Below are 18,049 nucleotides of genomic sequence, written 5' to 3'. Positions count from 1 at the left end.
AGCAAAAAATGCAGTTCTCCAAAATGCACGGTCTCGGCAATGATTTCATGGTTGTGGATGCCGTAACGCAAAATGTCTTTTTTTCGCCGGAATTGATCCGCCGGCTGTCCGATCGCCATCTCGGGATTGGCTTCGATCAGCTGCTGGTCGTTGAGCCGCCTTACGATCCCGATCTCGACTTTCACTACCGCATTTTTAATGCAGACGGGAGTGAAGTCGCGCAGTGTGGGAATGGCGCCCGCTGCTTCGCCCGTTTTGTTCAGTTAAAAGGGCTGACGAATAAAAGCGATATTCGCGTGAGCACCCAGGCTGGTCGCATGGTTCTGAGCGTGACACCAGACGATCTGGTACGTGTGAATATGGGCGAGCCAAATTTCGAACCCCAGCAGGTGCCTTTCCGCGCCAATAAAGCCGAAAACCTTTACCTGTTACGCGTGGCGGAACAAACGGTGATGTTTGGTGCCGTCTCCATGGGCAACCCTCACTGCGTAATCCAGGTGGAAAGCACGAAAACGGCCCAGGTTGAGCTTCTGGGACCGGTCCTGGAAAGCCATGAGCGTTTTCCGGAGCGCGTCAATGTGGGCTTTATGGAAATTATCAGCCCTGAACACATCCGGCTGCGTGTTTATGAACGCGGTGCAGGGGAAACCCAGGCGTGCGGTAGCGGTGCCTGTGCGGCGGTTGCCTGCGGTATCCAGCAGGGTATTTTAAGTCAGAAAGTACGCGTTGATTTACCAGGCGGCACGTTACATATCGCCTGGAAAGGCGTCGGACAGCCGCTCTACATGACCGGTCCGGCCACACATGTCTACGATGGGTTTATTCACTTATGAAAAATATCGAAGAGCAGGTGGAAAATACTGTCCTGCTGGACGATCAGGCCGTCAGTGATTATCTGCGTCAGAATCCTGATTTCTTTATGCGCAACGCCCGTCAGGTGGAACAGATGGCGGTACCGCACCCGGTTCGCGGCAGCGTATCGCTGGTGGAATGGCACATGGCGCGCCAGCGCAATCACATCCAGCGTCTGGAAGAAGAAATTACGCTGCTGATGGAGCAGGCGACCGCAAATCAACAGTTATTCTCACGTCTGCTTTCACTGCAAAGTCACCTGGCCGCCGCCAGCTCACTCCAGGATATGCTTAATCGCCTGCATCGCTGGGCGCGCGATCTCGGACTGGCGGGAGCCAATATCCGCTTGTTTAACGACAAGTGGCGACTGGGTGCGCCGTCTGACTTTGTGCAGCTTGGCCTGGCCCGTCAGGCTTTCGAACCGTTACGCATTCAGCGCTTCGGTAATGAGCAGCACTATCTGGGGAATATCAATGGCCCGGAGCTGCTGCTGCTGCTGCCTCAGGCAAAGGCCATTGGTTCAGTCGCCATGTCCCTGATGGGTGATGAGGGCGAGCTTGGCATCATTATCTTCAGTAGCCGTGACAGCCTGCACTATCAGTCGGGCATGGGCACCTTACTGCTTCAGCACCTTTCGCAGATGATACCTGCGCTGCTGGAACGCTGGGTGGAGCGCGCATGAGCAGCGTGTTGCAGGAGACCGTTGACGGCTTTCTGCGCCACCTGAAGGTTGAACGCCAGCTCAGCCCGCTTACCCTGAGCAGCTACGCGCGTCAGCTTGCCGCACTGGTGACAATTGCCGATGAGATGAAAATCAGCGCGTGGTCACAGCTCGATCCCGCCATGGTGCGGAGCATGGCGGCCCGCAGCCGTCGTGCAGGTCTGGCTGCAAGTAGTCTGGCATTACGTCTTTCCGCATTACGCAGTTTCCTTGACTGGCAGGTGAGCCGCGACATGCTGGCGGCTAATCCGGCGAAAGGGATCGCCACGCCGCGCAACGGTCGTCATCTACCGAAAAATATCGATGTTGATGACGTTAACCAGTTGCTGGAGATTGATCTCACCGATCCGCTGGCGATCCGCGATCGTACGATGCTGGAAGTGATGTACGGCGGAGGGTTACGTCTTTCCGAGCTGGTCAATATGGACTGCCGCCATGTCGATCTTGAGGCGGGAGAGGTTTGGGTTTTAGGTAAAGGCAGCAAGGAGCGGCGCGTGCCGATCGGTCGCACCGCCGTCAGCTGGATCCAGCAGTGGTTGCCGCTACGCACCGCGTTTAACCCTGGGGATGATGCGCTGTTTCTCTCCAGCCGTGGCTCTCGTATCTCTGCGCGCAACGTCCAGAAACGCTTTGCCGAGTGGGGAATTAAGCAGGGTATTTCCAGTCATATACATCCCCATAAGCTGCGCCACTCTTTTGCCACCCATTTGTTGGAGTCGAGTGGCGATCTGCGCGCGGTGCAGGAATTACTGGGCCATGCGAATCTGTCGACCACCCAAATTTACACCCATCTTGATTTCCAGCATCTGGCATCGGTGTACGATGCTGCGCATCCCCGCGCCAAACGAGGAAAGAGTGAATGAAGTTTTATCGCCCTCTGCGTGACATCAAAGCGATCACTTTCGATCTAGACGACACGCTCTACGACAACTATCCGGTGATCCGTAAAACTACGGAAGCCTCTCATGCTGCGCTGCAGGCTTTCCACCCGGCGCTGCGAGCCATAACGCCGGAAGACGTAGCCGCCTCGCGCAGTCAGTTACGTGCAAGCGAACCTGAGATCTACCATGATGTCTCTGAGTGGCGTCGGCGTTCAGTAGAACATGTCATGTGCCAGGCCGGGTTAACGCCATCCGAAGCCGCGGCGGGCGCGACGCAGGTTATGGATGTGTTCCATCAGTGGCGCAGCCAGGTCGATATGCCTGCTGAAACCCATGACACGCTGAACGCCCTGGCGAAGAAAGTGCCGCTGGTGGCGATCACCAATGGCAACGCGCAGCCTGAAAAACTCGGGCTGGCACACTACTTCCAGTTTTCACTCCGGGCGGGGCCAGACGGGCGCGCTAAGCCGTGGCTGGATATGTACCAGCTGGCCGCGCAACGTCTTAATATCGCCCCGGAACACATTCTGCACGTTGGCGACGATCTCACCACCGATGTGGCAGGCGCGATTCGTTTTGGCATGCAGGCCTGCTGGATTAACCTTCGTGAGGGTAATCTCATGCAGATCGAGGATGCCCGTCTGCTGCCACACGTTGAAATTTCCCAGTTGGCATCACTCACCTCGCTGTTATAATGGCTGTAAATTTATCCAGTCTTGTGCTTCGCATTTTCTGACTTATTGGTGCTTATGGACGTTTCTGAACTGCTCGACGGTTTGAATGACAAACAGCGCGAGGCCGTTGCGGCGCCGCGCAGTAACCTGCTGGTGCTGGCGGGCGCGGGCAGCGGAAAAACACGCGTTCTGGTGCACCGCATCGCCTGGCTGCTGTCGGTAGAAAACTGCTCGCCGTACTCCATTATGGCCGTGACCTTTACCAACAAGGCAGCCGCAGAGATGCGCCACCGTATTGAGCAGCTCATTGGTACCAGCCAGGGGGGAATGTGGATAGGCACGTTCCACGGTCTGGCACACCGCCTGCTGCGCGCGCATCATCTTGACGCAGGCCTGCCGCAGGATTTCCAGATCCTCGACAGTGAAGACCAGCTGCGCCTGCTCAAGCGCCTGATTAAGGCGATGAACCTGGATGAGAAGCAGTGGCCAGCGCGCCAGGGCATGTGGTACATCAACGGCAAGAAAGATGAAGGTTTGCGGCCCAAGCATATTGAAAGCTACGGCAATCCGGTCGAACAAACCTGGCTGCGGATATACCAGGCCTACCAGGAAGCCTGCGATCGCGCCGGGCTGGTCGACTTTGCTGAACTGTTGCTGCGTGCTCACGAGCTGTGGTTAAACAAACCCCATATCCTGAATCATTACCGTGAGCGCTTCAGTAACATTCTGGTGGATGAGTTTCAGGATACCAACAATATTCAGTACGCCTGGATTCGCATGCTGGCGGGCGACAGCGGCAAAGTGATTATCGTGGGTGACGACGATCAGTCAATTTATGGCTGGCGCGGTGCGCAGGTCGAAAACATTCAGCGCTTTTTAAAGGATTTTCCCGGCGCGGATACCATTCGCCTGGAGCAAAACTACCGCTCGACCAACAACATTTTGAAGTCAGCGAATGCCCTGATCGCCAATAACAACGGCCGACTGGGGAAAGAACTGTGGACTGACGGCAGCGATGGTGAGCCCATTTCGGTTTACTGCGCCTTTAACGAGCTGGATGAATCCCGCTTTGTGGTCAACCGTATCAAGGCCTGGATGGAAAACGGCAATGTGCTGGCGGATTGCGCCATCCTGTATCGCAGCAATGCCCAATCGCGTGTGCTGGAAGAAGCCCTGCTACAGGCCAGCATGCCGTACCGTATCTATGGCGGTATGCGCTTTTTCGAACGTCAGGAAATCAAGGACGCGCTGGCTTATCTGCGACTGATGGCCAACCGCAACGATGACGCCGCCTTTGAGCGCGTGGTGAATACGCCAACGCGCGGTGTGGGCGACCGTACGCTGGATGTGGTGCGTCAGACGGCTCGGGAAAAGCAGATGACCTTATGGCAGGCAACGCGCGAGCTGCTTCAGTCGCGCGCCCTGGCCGGTCGTGCGGCCTCTGCGCTGCAACGCTTCTGTGAGTTAGTGGATTCGCTGGCAAGCGAAACCGTGGATATGCCGCTGCACGTGCAGACCGACAGAGTCATCAAGGATTCTGGCCTGTGGATCATGTACGAGCAGGAAAAGGGTGAAAAGGGCCAGGCCCGTATCGAAAACCTGGAAGAACTGGTGACGGCAACGCGCCAGTTCAGCTACCAGGATGAAGACGAAGATTTGATGCCGCTGCAGGCATTCCTTTCTCATGCGGCTCTCGAAGCCGGGGAAGGCCAGGCGGACAAATGGCAGGATGCGGTGCAGCTGATGACGTTGCACTCCGCGAAAGGCCTGGAGTTTAGCCAGGTGTTTATTGTCGGGATGGAAGAGGGCATGTTCCCGAGCCAGATGGCGCTGGATGAAGGCGGGCGACTGGAAGAAGAGCGTCGCCTGGCTTACGTCGGCGTCACGCGTGCCATGATGAAGCTGACCCTGACCTATGCGGAAACCCGCCGTCTTTACGGTAAAGAAGTCTACCATCGACCTTCACGTTTTATTGGCGAACTGCCTGAAGCCTGTATTGAAGAAGTCCGTTTACGCGCCAGTGTGACGCGACCGGTCAGTCATCAGCGCATGGGCACACCGATCAGCAAAAACGACACGGGATTCGCCCTAGGGCAACGCGTTCGCCACGCCAAATTTGGTGAAGGCACTATTGTGAATCTCGAAGGCAGCGGAGAACACAGCCGCTTGCAGGTGGCGTTTCAGGGCCAGGGGATCAAGTGGCTGGTGGCCGCCTACGCTAAACTGGAAACCGTCTAGGCGCTGGTTGACGACTTTTTCGTCTCAGCGTAACATGCGCGCACTATTATCATGAGAGGACAATGCCTTGGACACGCCCAGTCGATGCTGGCTCATTAACCTGGTTTTCAGGAATAACATCTAAGGCTATCTCATTACGCTGGTAGCCTTAGCGGTTATCAGCGACCTCCCTTTTTAATCCGTCGCACGAGTCAGCACTGATTTATCCTTTATCCGTGTTCAGGTTCGCGGGTCTGCATTCAGACCGGCCGACAGCGTTGTCCCATAAAGTCTGCAATGGGGAGTCTTGCTATGCTGAGCGCATTTAAACTTGATAACAGTCGCCTGACGCGTCTGGAACTGGAAGATGAAAGCGATAAACTGACCACGTCAGTGTGGGTTGACCTGGTCGAGCCTGAAGAAGGCGAGCGCGACCGCGTGCAATCTGAACTGGGCCAGAGCCTGGCAACGCGCCCTGAACTGGAAGATATCGAAGCCTCGGCGCGTTTCTTCGAAGATGAAGACGGCCTGCACATTCACTCCTTCTTCTTTTTTGAAGATGCCGAAGATCACGCCGGTAACTCCACCGTTGCGTTTACCATCCGCGAAGGGCGTTTATATACGCTGCGCGAGCGCGAGCTTCCCGCTTTTCGTCTTTATCGAATGCGTGCCCGTAACCAGACATTGATCGATGGCAACGCCTATGAGCTGCTGCTTGATCTGTTCGAGACGAAAATCGAACAACTGGCAGATGAAATTGAGAACATTTACAGCGCACTGGAAAAGCTCAGCCGCGTCATCATGGAAGGCCAGCAGGGTGAGGAATACGACCAGGCACTCTCGCGTTTAGCCGAGCTGGAAGATATCGGCTGGAAGGTGCGCTTGTGTCTGATGGATACGCAGCGTGCGCTTAATTTTCTGGTCCGAAAAGCCCGTTTGCCGGGTAATCAGCTGGAGCAGGCGCGCGAGATCCTGCGCGATATCGAATCTCTGCTGCCCCACAATGAGTCGCTGTTTCAAAAGGTCAACTTTCTGATGCAGGCGGCGATGGGCTTTATCAACATAGAGCAGAACCGCATCATCAAGATCTTCTCGGTGGTATCCGTGGTTTTCCTGCCACCGACGCTGGTGGCATCCAGCTACGGCATGAACTTTGAGTTTATGCCTGAACTGAAGTGGAGCTTTGGCTATCCTGGCGCCATTTGCCTGATGATGCTTGCAGGCCTGGCACCTTATCTCTATTTCAAGCGTAAAAACTGGCTTTAATCATCAGCACGGGCTGTTAATACGGCCCATTTTGCTGGCCTGCCGCCTTAATTCTGCTACTCTAGCCGCTCAATTTTCATAATTGATTAATCATTCTATGGACGCTCTTTCGTTGCGCTGGCAATGGCTGCTGCTGTTAGTGTCATCTGTATTACTTGGCGCAATCTTCCAGTATTTTCACGTGCCGGCCGCCCTGTTGCTGGGACCCATGATCGTTGGCGTGGTCATGGGCCTGTCCGGTGCCACACTGCGTATTAACAAGCGGTTATTTCTGCTGTCGCAGGCGGTGCTGGGCTGCATGATTGCGCAAAGCCTGTCACCTTCTATCCTGACGCCGCTGCTGCAGGACTGGCCAGTCGTGTTAGCGGTCCTGCTGCTGACGCTGGCCGCCAGCGGGCTGTCGGGTTTTCTGCTGGTGCGTTTCAGCCAGCTTCCGGGCCCGACGGGCGCATGGGGATCTTCCCCTGGTGGTGCCTCTGCGATGGTCGCGATGGCGGGCGAATTTGGCGCGGACGTCCGGCTGGTTGCGTTCATGCAGTATCTGCGGGTGCTGTTTGTGGCGGGCGCGGCGGCCATGGTGGCGCGGATCGGGCTGGGCGATGGCGGTCATGCCGGCTCGCTGGTGTGGTTTCCGGCGCTTAACAGCGGTTTCCTGGTGACAATGTGCCTGGTGGTTTGCAGCGCATGGCTTGGCCCATGGCTGCGTATCCCATCTGGCGCGTTACTGATACCTGCGCTGATCGGTGCAACCCTGCATTCAACCGGTACGGCGGTGCTTCAGATGCCAGAATGGCTGCTTGCCCTGGCGTACGCCATGATTGGCTGGAGCGTGGGGTTACGTTTCACCCGGCCGATCTTCAGGCTGGCGTTAAGCACGCTGCCGCAGATGCTGCTGTCCATTTTTGGCCTGATGCTGCTGTGCGGTGGGCTGGCATGGATGTTAACCCGCGTGTTGCATATTGACCTGATGACGGCGTATCTCGCCACCAGCCCAGGCGGGCTGGACACGGTGGCGATTATCGCTGCCGGAAGCCGGGTAGATATGGCTTTTGTGATGGCGATGCAGACCCTGCGATTATTCACCATCTTACTGACCGGGCCGGCAATGGCGCGCTTTCTTTCACGCTTTGCGCATTCGGCTCCGCGCTGAAAACGTCACGGCATCCAGAATAAAGACCAGCAGAGCCAGCCAGATAAAACCAAAGGTTACCATTTTATCTGGCGTAACGGTTTCACCATAAAACAGCACCGCCAGCAAGAACATCAGCGTAGGGCCCAGATACTGAAAGAAGCCCACCGTTGACAGGCGCAGTCGGGTACAAGCCGCGGCGAAGAACATCAGCGGAATCGTGGTGACTATGCCTGCGGCGATCAGTAACAGGTTCAGGCTCATGGGGTTCGCGCTAAGGTGGCTGGTGCTGCTGTCAGCAAAGCCAAACAGATAGAGCGCGGCCAGCGGAAACAGCCACAGCGTCTCTATCAGCATGCCGCTCTGAGCATCGACCTGGATTTTCTTCCTCATCAGGCCATAAAACGCAAAGCTGAACGCCAGCCCTAAGGCAATCACCGGCACTGAGCCAAATTTCCACAGTTGCAGAAGCACGCCGCCAGCCGCCAGGGCGACCGCCAGCCACTGCAGGCGACGGAAACGTTCACGCAGGAAAATCATGCCAAACACAACGTTAATCAACGGGTTGATAAAATAGCCCAGGCTGGCTTCAAGCATATGCTGATTGTTCACCGCCCAGATAAACAGCAACCAGTTTCCCCCTACCGTTACCGCCGTAAGGGCCAGTAGCAGCACTTTTTTTGGCTGGCGCAGCACGCTTCTGACCTGTCCCCAACTGCGACTCAGGGTAATCAGTAACACCATGAACAGTGCTGACCAGATCACCCTGTGGGTCATGATTTCAGTCGCCGGTACGGCCTTCACTAATTTGAAGTAGGCGGGCGCAATGCCCCAAATAAAGTAAGCGCCAAGCGCAAAGCCGATGCCCTGACGGGTGTGCTGGGTATCCATAATTCATCCTGAAATTTCGTACTGTACCGGAGGTCACTGAAATACAGCGGCGTGACAGAGGGCCGCAATGGTAACGCAGTCCTCGTTATCTCTGTAGCCCGATCTGGCGATAATGCTGGGTCAGTCTTTCTCCTGCTCCAGCGCGCGCTGGCGAGAAAGGCAGATGGCCTGATGATTGTTATCTGCCCATGCAATTAATTGCTGCATGGGTTCGAGAAATGAACGGCCTAAATCCGTCAGGCTGTACTCAACGCGCGGCGGCACTTCCGGATAAAGTGTGCGCAGGATATAGCCATCCATTTCCAGCCGTTTCAGACTGCGTGACAGCACCTGACGGGCAACATCGCCAATATGACGGTGAAGTTCATTGAAACGTAAGGTCTGTTCGGCCAGCGCTTCGAGAATCAATAAACTCCATTTGTCGCCTATCCGGTCAAGCACATCCCGGATGGGGCACGGTTGTTGATACGTAAAGGTTGCGGGTGAAGATTTGGGCATCGGGTCGGTTCCTGTGCATCGCTAAGCGTCACTTTCAGGTGATTAAGTCACTCTGGTGTGACTTCTTGTTATCCATTTTGCGCGAATGTAACATCCGTCACGACGTCAGTCTATTTTTGTGACCAGGTGTCCGAGCGAAACCCTGTATCGCATTCGACAGACGTCAGGCAATCCCTGTGTACTCAAAATCTGGTGCCTCGCGACCAGCGCTATGACGAACGATCAAGGAGAATAATGATGGTAGCTTTTCTGAAAACCCTGTTGCTGGCGGCAGGTATCCTGACCGCGGGTGCAGTTTACGCGGCACAACCTGGCGAAGGCCGCGATATCAAGGTGGAAGAGGCCAATCGTGCACTGGTGATCCATTTCTATGATCAATTTTTTAATCACCACAAGGTCGCTGAAGCGGCCCGGGTTATCGCGGATAATTACCGTCAGCACAATCCCGGCGTGCCAAACGGCAAGGCACCGCTTGTTAACTTTTTTACCGACTATTTCAGGAAAAACCCGCAGTCAAAAGCACGCATCGTCCGAAGTGCGACCGATGGCGATTTGGTCTGGCTGCATGTTCACTCCACCAACGGTGAACACGATCGTGGCCAGGCCGTTACGGATATTTTTCGCGTGAAAAACGGCAAAATTGTCGAGCACTGGGATGTGATTCAGGCTGTACCGGCGACGTCGGCGAACACCAATACTATGTTTTGATTCAGGCAGGATAACGCGTGGCAGTACTCAAACGCTGCCACGCGTTCAGTTCTGTGATCAACCTGTCAGATAGGTGGCTGTGGCGGTCGCGATGTAAACGCCCTGATCATTGTGTAACTCCACCCGCGCCACAGAGACTTTATTGCCGGCACGCAGTAAACGACTGGTGGCGATAAAACGCTCGCCGCGACCGGGACGCAGATAGTCTACCCGCATATCAATCGTTCCCATGCGAGACAGTCGCTGGCGGAGCATTTCCTCACTGATTGTTTCCTCACGCGTCAAGGCATGACTGACGCACACCATGCCTGCCGCCACGTCCAGTACGGCGGCGGTGACCCCACCGTGGAGAATCTGTTGAGCGGCATTTCCGACCAGCATGGTTTTGTTCACAAAACTGATTTCAGCGTAGTCGGCGTCAAGGTGATCCAGTTCCAGACCAAGTGCCTGGTTAAACGGCATATGATAAATAAAAATTTCACCGACCAGGCGGCGAGCGTCCTGCTGAGTCAATAGCACGGATGACATGGTGTTTAGTCCTGAACAGCTGACAAATGAACTGTAGATGTTAATGAGTTGTTTATTCTATGCTTCGCTCGACAGGGTTTCCAGTTTAGGAAATCAGCGCTGATGTTCGCTCACATTTGTGTGTAGAATGTCCTGCTTTTTACAACACCCATTCGCTTTTATGAATACGCAGTTTCCATTGGAGAATCCTATGCGTAAGCATCGCGCCTTGCTGGCGGCAATGTTACTTCCTGCTTTGGCGCAGGCGGACGAAGCCACGATCAAACACGTTCACGATGCACCCCAGGTTCGTGGCAGCATTATTGCCAACCTGCTGGAGCAGCATGACAACCCGTTTGTGCTTTATCCTTACGAAAATAACTATCTGCTTTACACGTACACTAGCGACATTAATAAAGAGGCGATTTCCTCTTATAACTGGGCGCAGAATGCCCGTAAGGACGAAGTGAAATTCCAGCTTAGTCTGGCATTTCCACTGTGGCGCGGCATCCTGGGTGACAACTCCGTGTTAGCCGCGTCCTATACTCAGCGCTCATGGTGGCAGCTATCCAATAAAAAAGAGTCGTCGCCCTTCCGCGAGACAAACTATGAGCCGCAGATTTTCCTGGGCTGGGCGACCGATTATTCGTTTGCCGGCTGGACGCTACGTGATGTTGAAGTGGGCGTGAATCATCAGTCCAATGGCCGTAGCGATCCCACGTCACGCAGCTGGAACCGTGTTTATACCCGCCTGATGGCGCAAAACGGTAATTTCCTCGCAGAGATCAAACCCTGGTTCCGTATTTCTGAGAGCGCCAGCACGGACGATAACCCGGATATTACAAAATACATGGGCTACTATCGGGCGAAAGTGGGCTATGCGATGGGTGACAGCATTTTCAGCGTGGAAGGCAACTATAACTGGAATAGCGGTTACGGCGGCGCTACGCTGGGCTGGAGTTATCCCATCACCCAGCACGTGCGTTTTTACACCCAGCTGTTTAGCGGCTATGGTGAATCTCTCATTGACTATAACCACCGTCAGACTCGTTTAGGCGTAGGTGTGACCCTTAACGATTTGTTCTAACCAACCATTAAGTCAGGAATACAGTGGCAACCTCGGCAGTTCTTAATCAGGAAGCGTTGGCGCAGCAGGTATTGCAGGATACCTTCGGCTACCAGCAGTTTCGTCCCGGTCAGCAGACAATCATAAATGAAGCGCTGAGCGGGCGGGATTGCCTGGTGGTGATGCCGACCGGCGGCGGTAAATCACTCTGCTATCAGATTCCGGCGCTGGTGCGCGAGGGGCTGACACTGGTGGTGTCGCCACTCATCTCTCTGATGAAAGATCAGGTGGATCAGCTCCTGGCAAACGGCGTGGCCGCGGCCTGTCTGAACTCGACCATGACGCGCGAGCAGCAGCAGGTTGTCATGGCCGATTGCCGCAACGGGCGCGTGAAGCTGCTCTATATCGCGCCAGAACGTCTGATGATGGACAACTTTCTTGACAGTCTGGCGCACTGGCAGCCCTGTATGCTGGCCGTTGATGAGGCGCACTGTATTTCCCAATGGGGACATGATTTCCGACCGGAATATGGCGCGCTGGGACAGATGCGCCAGCGCTTTCCCGATCTGCCCGTCATGGCGCTGACAGCGACCGCTGACGAAACGACCCGTCTTGATATCATTAACCTGCTGCATATGCAGGATCCGCTGATTCAAATCAGCAGTTTTGACCGCCCCAATATTCGTTACACGCTGGTGGAAAAATTTAAACCCACTGAGCAGCTGCTGCGTTACGTACAGGATCAGCGCGGTAAATGCGGCATTATTTACTGTAACAGCCGGGCAAAAGTTGAGGATACCGCCGCACGTCTGCAAAGCCGGGGGTTAAGCGTTGGGGCATATCATGCCGGAATCGACAGCGCCCAGCGCGCCCGCGTACAGGAAGCGTTTCAGCGCGACGATTTGCAAATCGTGGTGGCGACCGTGGCATTTGGGATGGGCATCAACAAGCCGAACGTGCGTTTTGTGGTGCACTTTGATATTCCACGCAACATTGAATCCTATTATCAGGAAACAGGACGTGCCGGACGTGACGGCCTGCCGGCAGAAGCCATGATGCTCTACGATCCTGCTGATATGGCCTGGCTGCGCAAATGCCTGGAAGAGAAGCAGCCTGGCCCGCTACAGGATATTGAACGTCACAAGCTGAATGCGATGAATGCTTTTGCCGAAGCGCAGACCTGCCGTCGTTTGGTGCTGCTGAACTACTTTGGTGAAGGACGTCAGCAGCCCTGCGGGAACTGCGATATTTGCCTCGATCCGCCAAAGCGCTATGACGGCCTGGTGGAAGCCCAAAAGGCACTCTCCAGTATTTATCGCGTCGGCCAGCGCTTTGGTATGGGCTACATTGTTGAAGTATTGCGCGGTGCCAATAATCATCGCATCCGCGAACAGGGACACGACAAGCTGCCCGTTTATGGGCTGGGTAAAGAAAACAGCCACGAGCATTGGGTCAGCGTCCTGCGTCAGCTGATTCATCTGGGGCTGGTGACGCAAAACATCGCCATGCATTCTGCGCTGCAGCTAACTGAAGCGGCCCGACCGGTATTGCGCGGTGAAGTTCCGCTGATGCTGGCGGTGCCAAGACTGATTACCGCCAGACCGAAAAGCAGCGGGTCGGCCAAAGTGTATGGCGGCAACTACGACCGCAAGCTGTTTGCCAAGCTGCGTAAACTGCGTAAAGCGATAGCCGACGAAGAGAATATTCCGCCCTACGTTGTGTTTAACGATGCAACCTTGCTGGAGATGGCAGAGCAGATGCCGGTGAGCGCCTCAGAAATGCTCAGCGTGAACGGCGTGGGGCACCGCAAACTGGAACGTTTCGGTAAGCCGTTTTTGCTGATGATTAAAGAACATCTCGATGAAGAGTAAAGAGGAGTTACCATGTTGATTTTGTTCGGCACGATTGCCCTGGTCCATCTTGTTGCCCTGATGAGTCCCGGCCCGGATTTCTTTTTTGTCTCGCAAACCGCCGCCAGCCGTTCGCGCAAAGAAGCGATGTTGGGCGTTCTGGGCATTACCCTGGCGGTCATGATCTGGGCCGCGGTAGCGTTGATGGGCCTGCATCTGATTTTGCAAAAGATGGCCTGGCTACACCAAATCATCATGGTCGGTGGCGGACTCTATCTACTATGGATGGGTTGGCAGTTAATTGGCTCAGCCCGTCAGCGCCACAAACAGCCCGTGCAGCAGGAACCTGTCGTCGAACTGCCCAGGAAAGGCATGAGCTTTATTAAAGGCCTGCTGACCAACCTGTCGAATCCCAAAGCGGTTATCTACTTTGGTAGCGTCTTTTCCTTGTTTATCGGTAACGATGTGGGGGGGCTGGAACGTTGGGGGCTGTTCGTCCTGATAAGCGTTGAAACCTTCGCCTGGTTTTCTCTGGTCGCGGCTGTTTTTGCCCTGCCGTGGATGCGGGATAAGTATCAACGTGCTGCGAAGTGGGTAGACGGTGTTGCGGGCGTGCTGTTTGCCGGTTTTGGCATTCATCTGATCCTGTCGCGCTGATAGCGGGTTACCGGACACGTCAGTCGTTACGGCAAGCCGCCGACAGCGTCACTGTCGTGCGGCAGCCTCCGCCGGGTCAGGCGATACGTCTGGCGCTGGCCAGCAGTCCTCCAATCGCGATGAATAAGCCGCCGAAAATGCGGTTCATTAGCTTCATCTGCCTGGGCCCTTTGATCCATCCTGCAATGCGCGTGGCTAATGTGGCATAGCCAATCATGACGATGATATCCACCAGAACGGTTGTGACGCCCAGCACCAGATACTGCAGCATCAGCGGCTGGTGAGGCAGGATAAACTGGGGAAACAGCGCCGCCAGAAACACAATGCTTTTGGGATTCGTCAGGTTCACCATTACCGCCCGCTTGAACAGGCGACGACGCGGCATGGCTTTCGACATAGCGTTGAGGTCAATCGCGCCCGCAGTGCGCCACTGTTGGATGCCCAACCAGACCAGATAGCCTGCACCGGCCCACTTTAAAATCTCAAATGCCAGCAGCGACTGGGAAAAAAGCGCCCCAAGACCGATCCCCACCAGGGCGATATGCAGGGCAAGACCAACCTGCAGGCCTGAAATAGACGCGACCGCACCACGATAACCGTGGCTGATGCCCGTGCTCATGGTGTTAATGGCACCAGAGCCGGGTGAAAGGCTAAGAATTGTGGTGGTAAGAAGATAAGTCAGCCACCATTCGATGGTCATGGGTTGTACTCCCTGTCACGTCTGAAGTGTGACACAATACGCCAGAATGCTGCGCAGGGCTATGGACATCATGCGGCCGTTCAGACTCTTTTTTTCCGGCAATCAGGAGGGCGGATGAAGCAACACAGAGCAAGCTGGCTGCAACGCGAAAAGGCCTTCGCTGCCTTCGCGACCGGCCCACTGCTTGATTTCTGGCACAGCCGTGAAGAGTGTGAATTTACCGGCGTTGAGAATCTGACCTTACGTTACGTTCGGTTCATTTCACCGCAACACAAGCGCGTGATTGTAATCGTTCCCGGGCGCATTGAGAGCTACGTTAAATATCCCGAGCTGGCCTACGATCTGTTTCACTGTGGGTTCGATGTGATCGTGCTCGATCACCGTGGTCAGGGGCGATCCGATCGGCTGCTGGATGATTCGCATCTTGGACATGTGGTGGAGTTTTCCCACTATGTCGATGACCTTGAAACGCTCTATCTGAAAGAGATTGTGAGCCGTCATTATCAACAACGTTATGCGTTGGCGCATTCAATGGGGGGCGCAATTCTGGCCCTGTTCCTGGCGCGTCAGCCTGGCGCGTTTCACGCTGCGGCTCTGGTTGCGCCGATGTTTGGCATCGCGCTGCCGTTACCCTCTTTTCTGGCGCATAAGATCCTCGACTGGGCAGAGAAACGACCTGCCGTTCGCGATGGCTATGCATTAGGCACGGGGCGCTGGCGGGCTCATCCCTTTGGCATTAACCGTCTGACGCACAGTCATGAACGTTATCGTCGCAGCCTGCGTTTTTATGCGGACGACCCGGCGATTCGTGTTGGCGGTCCCACCTATCACTGGGTACGGGAAGGCATTCATGCTGGACGCAACATATTCAGTCAGGTTGATAAAATAACGACGCCGCTACTGCTGCTACAGGCAAGCGAAGACAGCGTGGTGGATAACCGCTCACAAGATCTGTTTTGCGCCGCCATGGCGGCAGCCGGTCATCCCTGTGAGGGCGATAAGCCCCAGGTTATTAAAGGTGCACGCCACGAGATTCTGTTTGAAAAAGACAGCATGCGCGCCGAAGCATTGAATGGGATCGTCGATTTCTTTTTATCGCATCACTAGTTATCCGTTTACATTACCGGCTACGGCCAACCGACACAGATACCCGAGGTTTTCATGTACCACATTGTTGTGTCCGACCTGGACGGCACACTGCTCTCTCCCGAACACCGCCTCACGCCTGATGCCCGAGAAACGTTGCAGCAGCTGGTGGCAAAAGGCATTCACTTTATTTTCGCCACGGGCCGCCATCACATTGATGTTGGACAAATGCGCGACAAGCTGGGGATTCCGGCGTATATGATTACGTCAAACGGTGCCCGTGTGCATAATCCAGCCGGCGAACTGATTTTTAGCCATAACCTGGATTGGGATATCGCCCAGGACCTGTTCGGCCTGCAGTACCATCATCCGGAAGTGCTGACCCATGTTTATCGTGACGATGAGTGGTTTGTCAGCCGTTGCAGTCCGGCAGAGAAAGATTATTTTCGCGAATCTGATTTTCATTATCAGGTTTATGAACCGGGCATATTGCCCACTGACGGCATCAGCAAAGTCTTTTTCACCTGCGAAGAGCCTGAACACCTTATTCCAATGGAGCTGGCGATTGAAGCGCGTTGGGGAGACAGGGTCAACGTCAGTTTTTCACTGCCCACCTGTCTGGAAGTGATGGCGGGCGGCGTCTCAAAAGGCCACGCGCTCGAATCTGTGGCAAAACAGTTAGGCTTTACGCTGAAAGATTGTATTGCCTTTGGTGATGGTATGAACGACGTTGAAATGCTGAGTATGGCGGGCAAGGGCTGCATTATGGCTAATGCGCATCAGCGTCTGAAAGATACCTTGCCAGAGCTAGAAGTGATTGGCAGCAATGTTGAGGATGCCGTGCCGGCGACGCTCAGAAAGTTGTATTTATCGTAGTGCGCCGGAGCAGAAGGCCGGTTAACCGGCCTTCTGACGGCTAGGCCAGTTTTTGCTTGTGTTTATGCTCGCTGACCATAGTGAGCAGCAACAAAATCACTGCCAGCACACAGCCCACAATCATGACTAAAAATCCGCCATCCCAGCCAAAATAGTCCACCGTGTAACCCACAATGGCGCTGGCTGCAACCGATCCTCCCAGATAACCGAACAGCCCGGTAAAGCCCGCGGCCGTCCCGGCGGCTTTTTTCGGCGCCAGCTCCAGCGCGTGGAGTCCTATCAGCATCACCGGCCCGTAGATCAGGAAGCCAATAATAATCATACAGGCCATGTCCACACCGGGATGACCCGGCGGATTTAACCAGTAAACCACCGTTGCGATGGTCACCAGCGTCATAAAGAACACGCCCGTCGCGCCACGGTTTCCGCGAAACACCTTATCGGACATCCAGCCGCACAGTAGCGTGCCAGGGATCCCCGCATACTCATAGAAGAAGTAAGCCCAGGATGACTTATCCAGCGTGAAGTGTTTCACCTCTTTGAGGTAAGTCGGTGACCAGTCCAGAATGCCGTAACGCAGCAGATAAACAAACACGTTTGCCAGGGCGATATACCAAAGTAATTTATTCGGCAGAACATACTTCATGAAGATTTGTTTCGCCGTGAACTCTTCTTCATGGCTTTCGTTGTAGTCAGCCGGATAATCGTTTTTGTAGGCCTCGATGGGCGGCAGACCGCAGGACTGCGGCGTATCCCGCATCAGGGCAAAGGCCAGGATGGCGATGACAATGGCGCCAAAGGCCGGCATATAAAGGGCCGCCCTCCAGTCGTTAAACCAGGCCATTCCCAGCAGAAACAGCAGGGGAGGAATGCCGCCGCCGACGTTATGGGCACAGTTCCACACCGAGACAATGCCGCCGCGTTCCTTTTGCGACCACCAGTGCACCATAGTGCGTCCGCAGGGTGGCCAGCCCATTCCCTGAAACCAGCCACAAATAAACAACAGCACAAACATCACCATGATGCTGGAGGTCGCCCAGGGAACAAACCCCATGAACAGCATCACGAAAGCGGCCAGGATCAATCCTGCGGGTAAAAAGACCCGTGGATTAGAGCGGTCGGACACCGAGCCCATAATAAACTTGGAAAAGCCGTAAGCGATGGAGATACCGGAAAGCGCAAACCCCAGATCGCCTCGTGAGAAACCCTGTTCAACCAGATAAGGCATGGCCAGGGCAAAATTCTTTCTGACGAGGTAGTAAGCCGCATAGCCAAAGAAAATACCGATAAAGATTTGCCAGCGCAGGCGGCGGTAGAGTGGATCGATACGATCCTCTGCCACCTGAGGCTGGTGTGGTGCAGGTTTAAAAATACTTAACATTAGGGTGGCCCTCCGGGCGCATTATGGTTTTGATTCCCCAGCAGGTTGGGTCGAAAGAAAAAAGGGTGCTCGCAATGCACCATTTCGCG

The 18,049-nt window shown here is 54.9% G+C and carries 19 protein-coding genes; 14 read left to right on the top strand and 5 right to left on the bottom strand.

What is annotated here, in order from left to right:
• Positions 1–8 precede the first annotated feature (8 nt).
• The 8 genes from dapF to DFO57_RS17235 all read left to right on the top strand — a co-directional run bounded on the left by dapF (position 9) and on the right by DFO57_RS17235 (position 7,761).
• The gene (gene dapF, locus DFO57_RS17265) at positions 9–833 is read left to right on the top strand and encodes a diaminopimelate epimerase (protein WP_015701292.1); all 825 of its coding nucleotides are present in this window, start codon (positions 9–11) and stop codon (positions 831–833) included.
• Positions 830–1,534 (top strand): DUF484 domain-containing protein, encoded by a 705-nt coding sequence (locus DFO57_RS17260; protein ID WP_013024071.1) that lies wholly within the window; start codon positions 830–832, stop codon positions 1,532–1,534. Before dapF ends, DFO57_RS17260 begins: the two co-directional genes overlap by 4 nt.
• Positions 1,531–2,436 (top strand): tyrosine recombinase XerC, encoded by a 906-nt coding sequence (gene xerC / locus DFO57_RS17255; protein WP_014595012.1) that lies wholly within the window; start codon positions 1,531–1,533, stop codon positions 2,434–2,436. Before DFO57_RS17260 ends, xerC begins: the two co-directional genes overlap by 4 nt.
• Positions 2,433–3,149 carry a 5-amino-6-(5-phospho-D-ribitylamino)uracil phosphatase YigB gene (gene yigB / locus DFO57_RS17250; protein ID WP_014595013.1) on the top strand — a complete coding sequence of 239 codons (717 nt, stop codon included), beginning with the start codon at positions 2,433–2,435 and terminating at the stop codon, positions 3,147–3,149. Before xerC ends, yigB begins: the two co-directional genes overlap by 4 nt.
• Positions 3,150–3,203: 54 nt before the next feature.
• Positions 3,204–5,366 carry a DNA helicase II gene (gene uvrD / locus DFO57_RS17245; RefSeq protein WP_110015545.1) on the top strand — a complete coding sequence of 721 codons (2,163 nt, stop codon included), beginning with the start codon at positions 3,204–3,206 and terminating at the stop codon, positions 5,364–5,366.
• A 67-nt stretch (positions 5,367–5,433) separates the two neighbouring features.
• A complete protein-coding gene (gene ysgD / locus DFO57_RS23100; protein ID WP_349887138.1) occupies positions 5,434–5,490 on the top strand; it encodes a YsgD/CorL family protein in 57 nt (18 codons plus the stop codon).
• Between the two features lie 167 nt (positions 5,491–5,657).
• Positions 5,658–6,611 (top strand): magnesium/cobalt transporter CorA, encoded by a 954-nt coding sequence (corA, locus tag DFO57_RS17240; protein ID WP_014606985.1) that lies wholly within the window; start codon positions 5,658–5,660, stop codon positions 6,609–6,611.
• A gap of 97 nt (positions 6,612–6,708) precedes the next feature.
• Positions 6,709–7,761 carry an AbrB family transcriptional regulator gene (locus tag DFO57_RS17235; protein ID WP_024471029.1) on the top strand — a complete coding sequence of 351 codons (1,053 nt, stop codon included), beginning with the start codon at positions 6,709–6,711 and terminating at the stop codon, positions 7,759–7,761.
• Here the strand turns inward: DFO57_RS17235 and rarD are convergent.
• The gene (gene rarD / locus DFO57_RS17230; protein WP_029569335.1) at positions 7,732–8,631 is read right to left on the bottom strand and encodes an EamA family transporter RarD; all 900 of its coding nucleotides are present in this window, start codon (positions 8,629–8,631) and stop codon (positions 7,732–7,734) included. The genes DFO57_RS17235 and rarD overlap by 30 nt on opposite strands.
• Before the next feature lie 120 nt (positions 8,632–8,751).
• Positions 8,752–9,129: a helix-turn-helix domain-containing protein gene (locus DFO57_RS17225; protein WP_013024078.1), complete on the bottom strand. Its 378-nt coding sequence runs from the start codon at positions 9,127–9,129 to the stop codon at positions 8,752–8,754.
• A gap of 234 nt (positions 9,130–9,363) precedes the next feature.
• Between DFO57_RS17225 and DFO57_RS17220 the strand changes: the two genes are divergently transcribed.
• Positions 9,364–9,837, top strand: a complete 474-nt coding sequence (locus tag DFO57_RS17220) for an ester cyclase (RefSeq protein ID WP_014595017.1) — start codon at positions 9,364–9,366, stop codon at positions 9,835–9,837.
• A 57-nt stretch (positions 9,838–9,894) separates the two neighbouring features.
• Here the strand turns inward: DFO57_RS17220 and DFO57_RS17215 are convergent, their stop codons facing one another.
• Positions 9,895–10,365, bottom strand: a complete 471-nt coding sequence (locus tag DFO57_RS17215) for a thioesterase family protein (RefSeq protein WP_014595018.1) — start codon at positions 10,363–10,365, stop codon at positions 9,895–9,897.
• Positions 10,366–10,555: 190 nt separating this feature from the next.
• Between DFO57_RS17215 and pldA the strand changes: the two genes are divergently transcribed.
• The 3 genes from pldA to rhtC are packed head-to-tail and all read left to right on the top strand — an operon-like array spanning position 10,556 to position 13,917.
• Complete coding sequence (gene pldA, locus DFO57_RS17210; RefSeq protein WP_014606982.1) at positions 10,556–11,431, top strand: phospholipase A; 876 nt, start codon at positions 10,556–10,558, stop codon at positions 11,429–11,431.
• A 23-nt stretch (positions 11,432–11,454) separates the two neighbouring features.
• Positions 11,455–13,281: an ATP-dependent DNA helicase RecQ gene (gene recQ, locus DFO57_RS17205; protein ID WP_013024082.1), complete on the top strand. Its 1,827-nt coding sequence runs from the start codon at positions 11,455–11,457 to the stop codon at positions 13,279–13,281.
• A gap of 12 nt (positions 13,282–13,293) precedes the next feature.
• Positions 13,294–13,917 carry a threonine export protein RhtC gene (gene rhtC, locus DFO57_RS17200; RefSeq protein ID WP_013024083.1) on the top strand — a complete coding sequence of 208 codons (624 nt, stop codon included), beginning with the start codon at positions 13,294–13,296 and terminating at the stop codon, positions 13,915–13,917.
• 76 nt (positions 13,918–13,993) lie between these two features.
• Here rhtC and rhtB read toward each other — a convergent pair whose 3' ends face one another.
• The gene (rhtB, locus tag DFO57_RS17195) at positions 13,994–14,617 is read right to left on the bottom strand and encodes a homoserine/homoserine lactone efflux protein (protein WP_013024084.1); all 624 of its coding nucleotides are present in this window, start codon (positions 14,615–14,617) and stop codon (positions 13,994–13,996) included.
• Positions 14,618–14,731: 114 nt separating this feature from the next.
• Between rhtB and pldB the strand changes: the two genes are divergently transcribed.
• A complete protein-coding gene (gene pldB, locus DFO57_RS17190) occupies positions 14,732–15,724 on the top strand; it encodes a lysophospholipase L2 (RefSeq protein ID WP_014595021.1) in 993 nt (330 codons plus the stop codon).
• A gap of 54 nt (positions 15,725–15,778) precedes the next feature.
• Positions 15,779–16,579, top strand: coding sequence for a sugar/pyridoxal phosphate phosphatase YigL (gene yigL / locus DFO57_RS17185; protein ID WP_013024086.1), 801 nt, complete (start codon positions 15,779–15,781; stop codon positions 16,577–16,579).
• A 40-nt stretch (positions 16,580–16,619) separates the two neighbouring features.
• On the opposite strand, the gene glpT is transcribed toward yigL, so the two are convergent.
• Positions 16,620–17,960, bottom strand: coding sequence for a glycerol-3-phosphate transporter (gene glpT / locus DFO57_RS17180; RefSeq protein WP_029569337.1), 1,341 nt, complete (start codon positions 17,958–17,960; stop codon positions 16,620–16,622).
• Positions 17,961–18,049 lie beyond the last annotated feature (89 nt).

Source organism: Pantoea sp. AG702 (genome assembly GCF_003182295.1).
Taxonomy (GTDB): domain Bacteria; phylum Pseudomonadota; class Gammaproteobacteria; order Enterobacterales; family Enterobacteriaceae; genus Pantoea; species Pantoea ananatis.
Note: the sequence above shows the minus strand (reverse complement) of the source record. Positions and strands in the feature narration are given on the sequence as shown.

Coding starts and splice junctions, on each gene's coding strand:
- dapF (WP_015701292.1), top strand. CDS start 9: ATGCAGTTCTCCAAAATGCACGGTCTCGGCAATGATTTCATGGTTGTG.
- DFO57_RS17260 (WP_013024071.1), top strand. CDS start 830: ATGAAAAATATCGAAGAGCAGGTGGAAAATACTGTCCTGCTGGACGAT.
- xerC (WP_014595012.1), top strand. CDS start 1,531: ATGAGCAGCGTGTTGCAGGAGACCGTTGACGGCTTTCTGCGCCACCTG.
- yigB (WP_014595013.1), top strand. CDS start 2,433: ATGAAGTTTTATCGCCCTCTGCGTGACATCAAAGCGATCACTTTCGAT.
- uvrD (WP_110015545.1), top strand. CDS start 3,204: ATGGACGTTTCTGAACTGCTCGACGGTTTGAATGACAAACAGCGCGAG.
- corA (WP_014606985.1), top strand. CDS start 5,658: ATGCTGAGCGCATTTAAACTTGATAACAGTCGCCTGACGCGTCTGGAA.
- DFO57_RS17235 (WP_024471029.1), top strand. CDS start 6,709: ATGGACGCTCTTTCGTTGCGCTGGCAATGGCTGCTGCTGTTAGTGTCA.
- rarD (WP_029569335.1), bottom strand. CDS start 8,631: ATGGATACCCAGCACACCCGTCAGGGCATCGGCTTTGCGCTTGGCGCT.
- DFO57_RS17225 (WP_013024078.1), bottom strand. CDS start 9,129: ATGCCCAAATCTTCACCCGCAACCTTTACGTATCAACAACCGTGCCCC.
- DFO57_RS17220 (WP_014595017.1), top strand. CDS start 9,364: ATGATGGTAGCTTTTCTGAAAACCCTGTTGCTGGCGGCAGGTATCCTG.
- DFO57_RS17215 (WP_014595018.1), bottom strand. CDS start 10,365: ATGTCATCCGTGCTATTGACTCAGCAGGACGCTCGCCGCCTGGTCGGT.
- pldA (WP_014606982.1), top strand. CDS start 10,556: ATGCGTAAGCATCGCGCCTTGCTGGCGGCAATGTTACTTCCTGCTTTG.
- rhtC (WP_013024083.1), top strand. CDS start 13,294: ATGTTGATTTTGTTCGGCACGATTGCCCTGGTCCATCTTGTTGCCCTG.
- rhtB (WP_013024084.1), bottom strand. CDS start 14,617: ATGACCATCGAATGGTGGCTGACTTATCTTCTTACCACCACAATTCTT.
- pldB (WP_014595021.1), top strand. CDS start 14,732: ATGAAGCAACACAGAGCAAGCTGGCTGCAACGCGAAAAGGCCTTCGCT.
- yigL (WP_013024086.1), top strand. CDS start 15,779: ATGTACCACATTGTTGTGTCCGACCTGGACGGCACACTGCTCTCTCCC.
- glpT (WP_029569337.1), bottom strand. CDS start 17,960: ATGTTAAGTATTTTTAAACCTGCACCACACCAGCCTCAGGTGGCAGAG.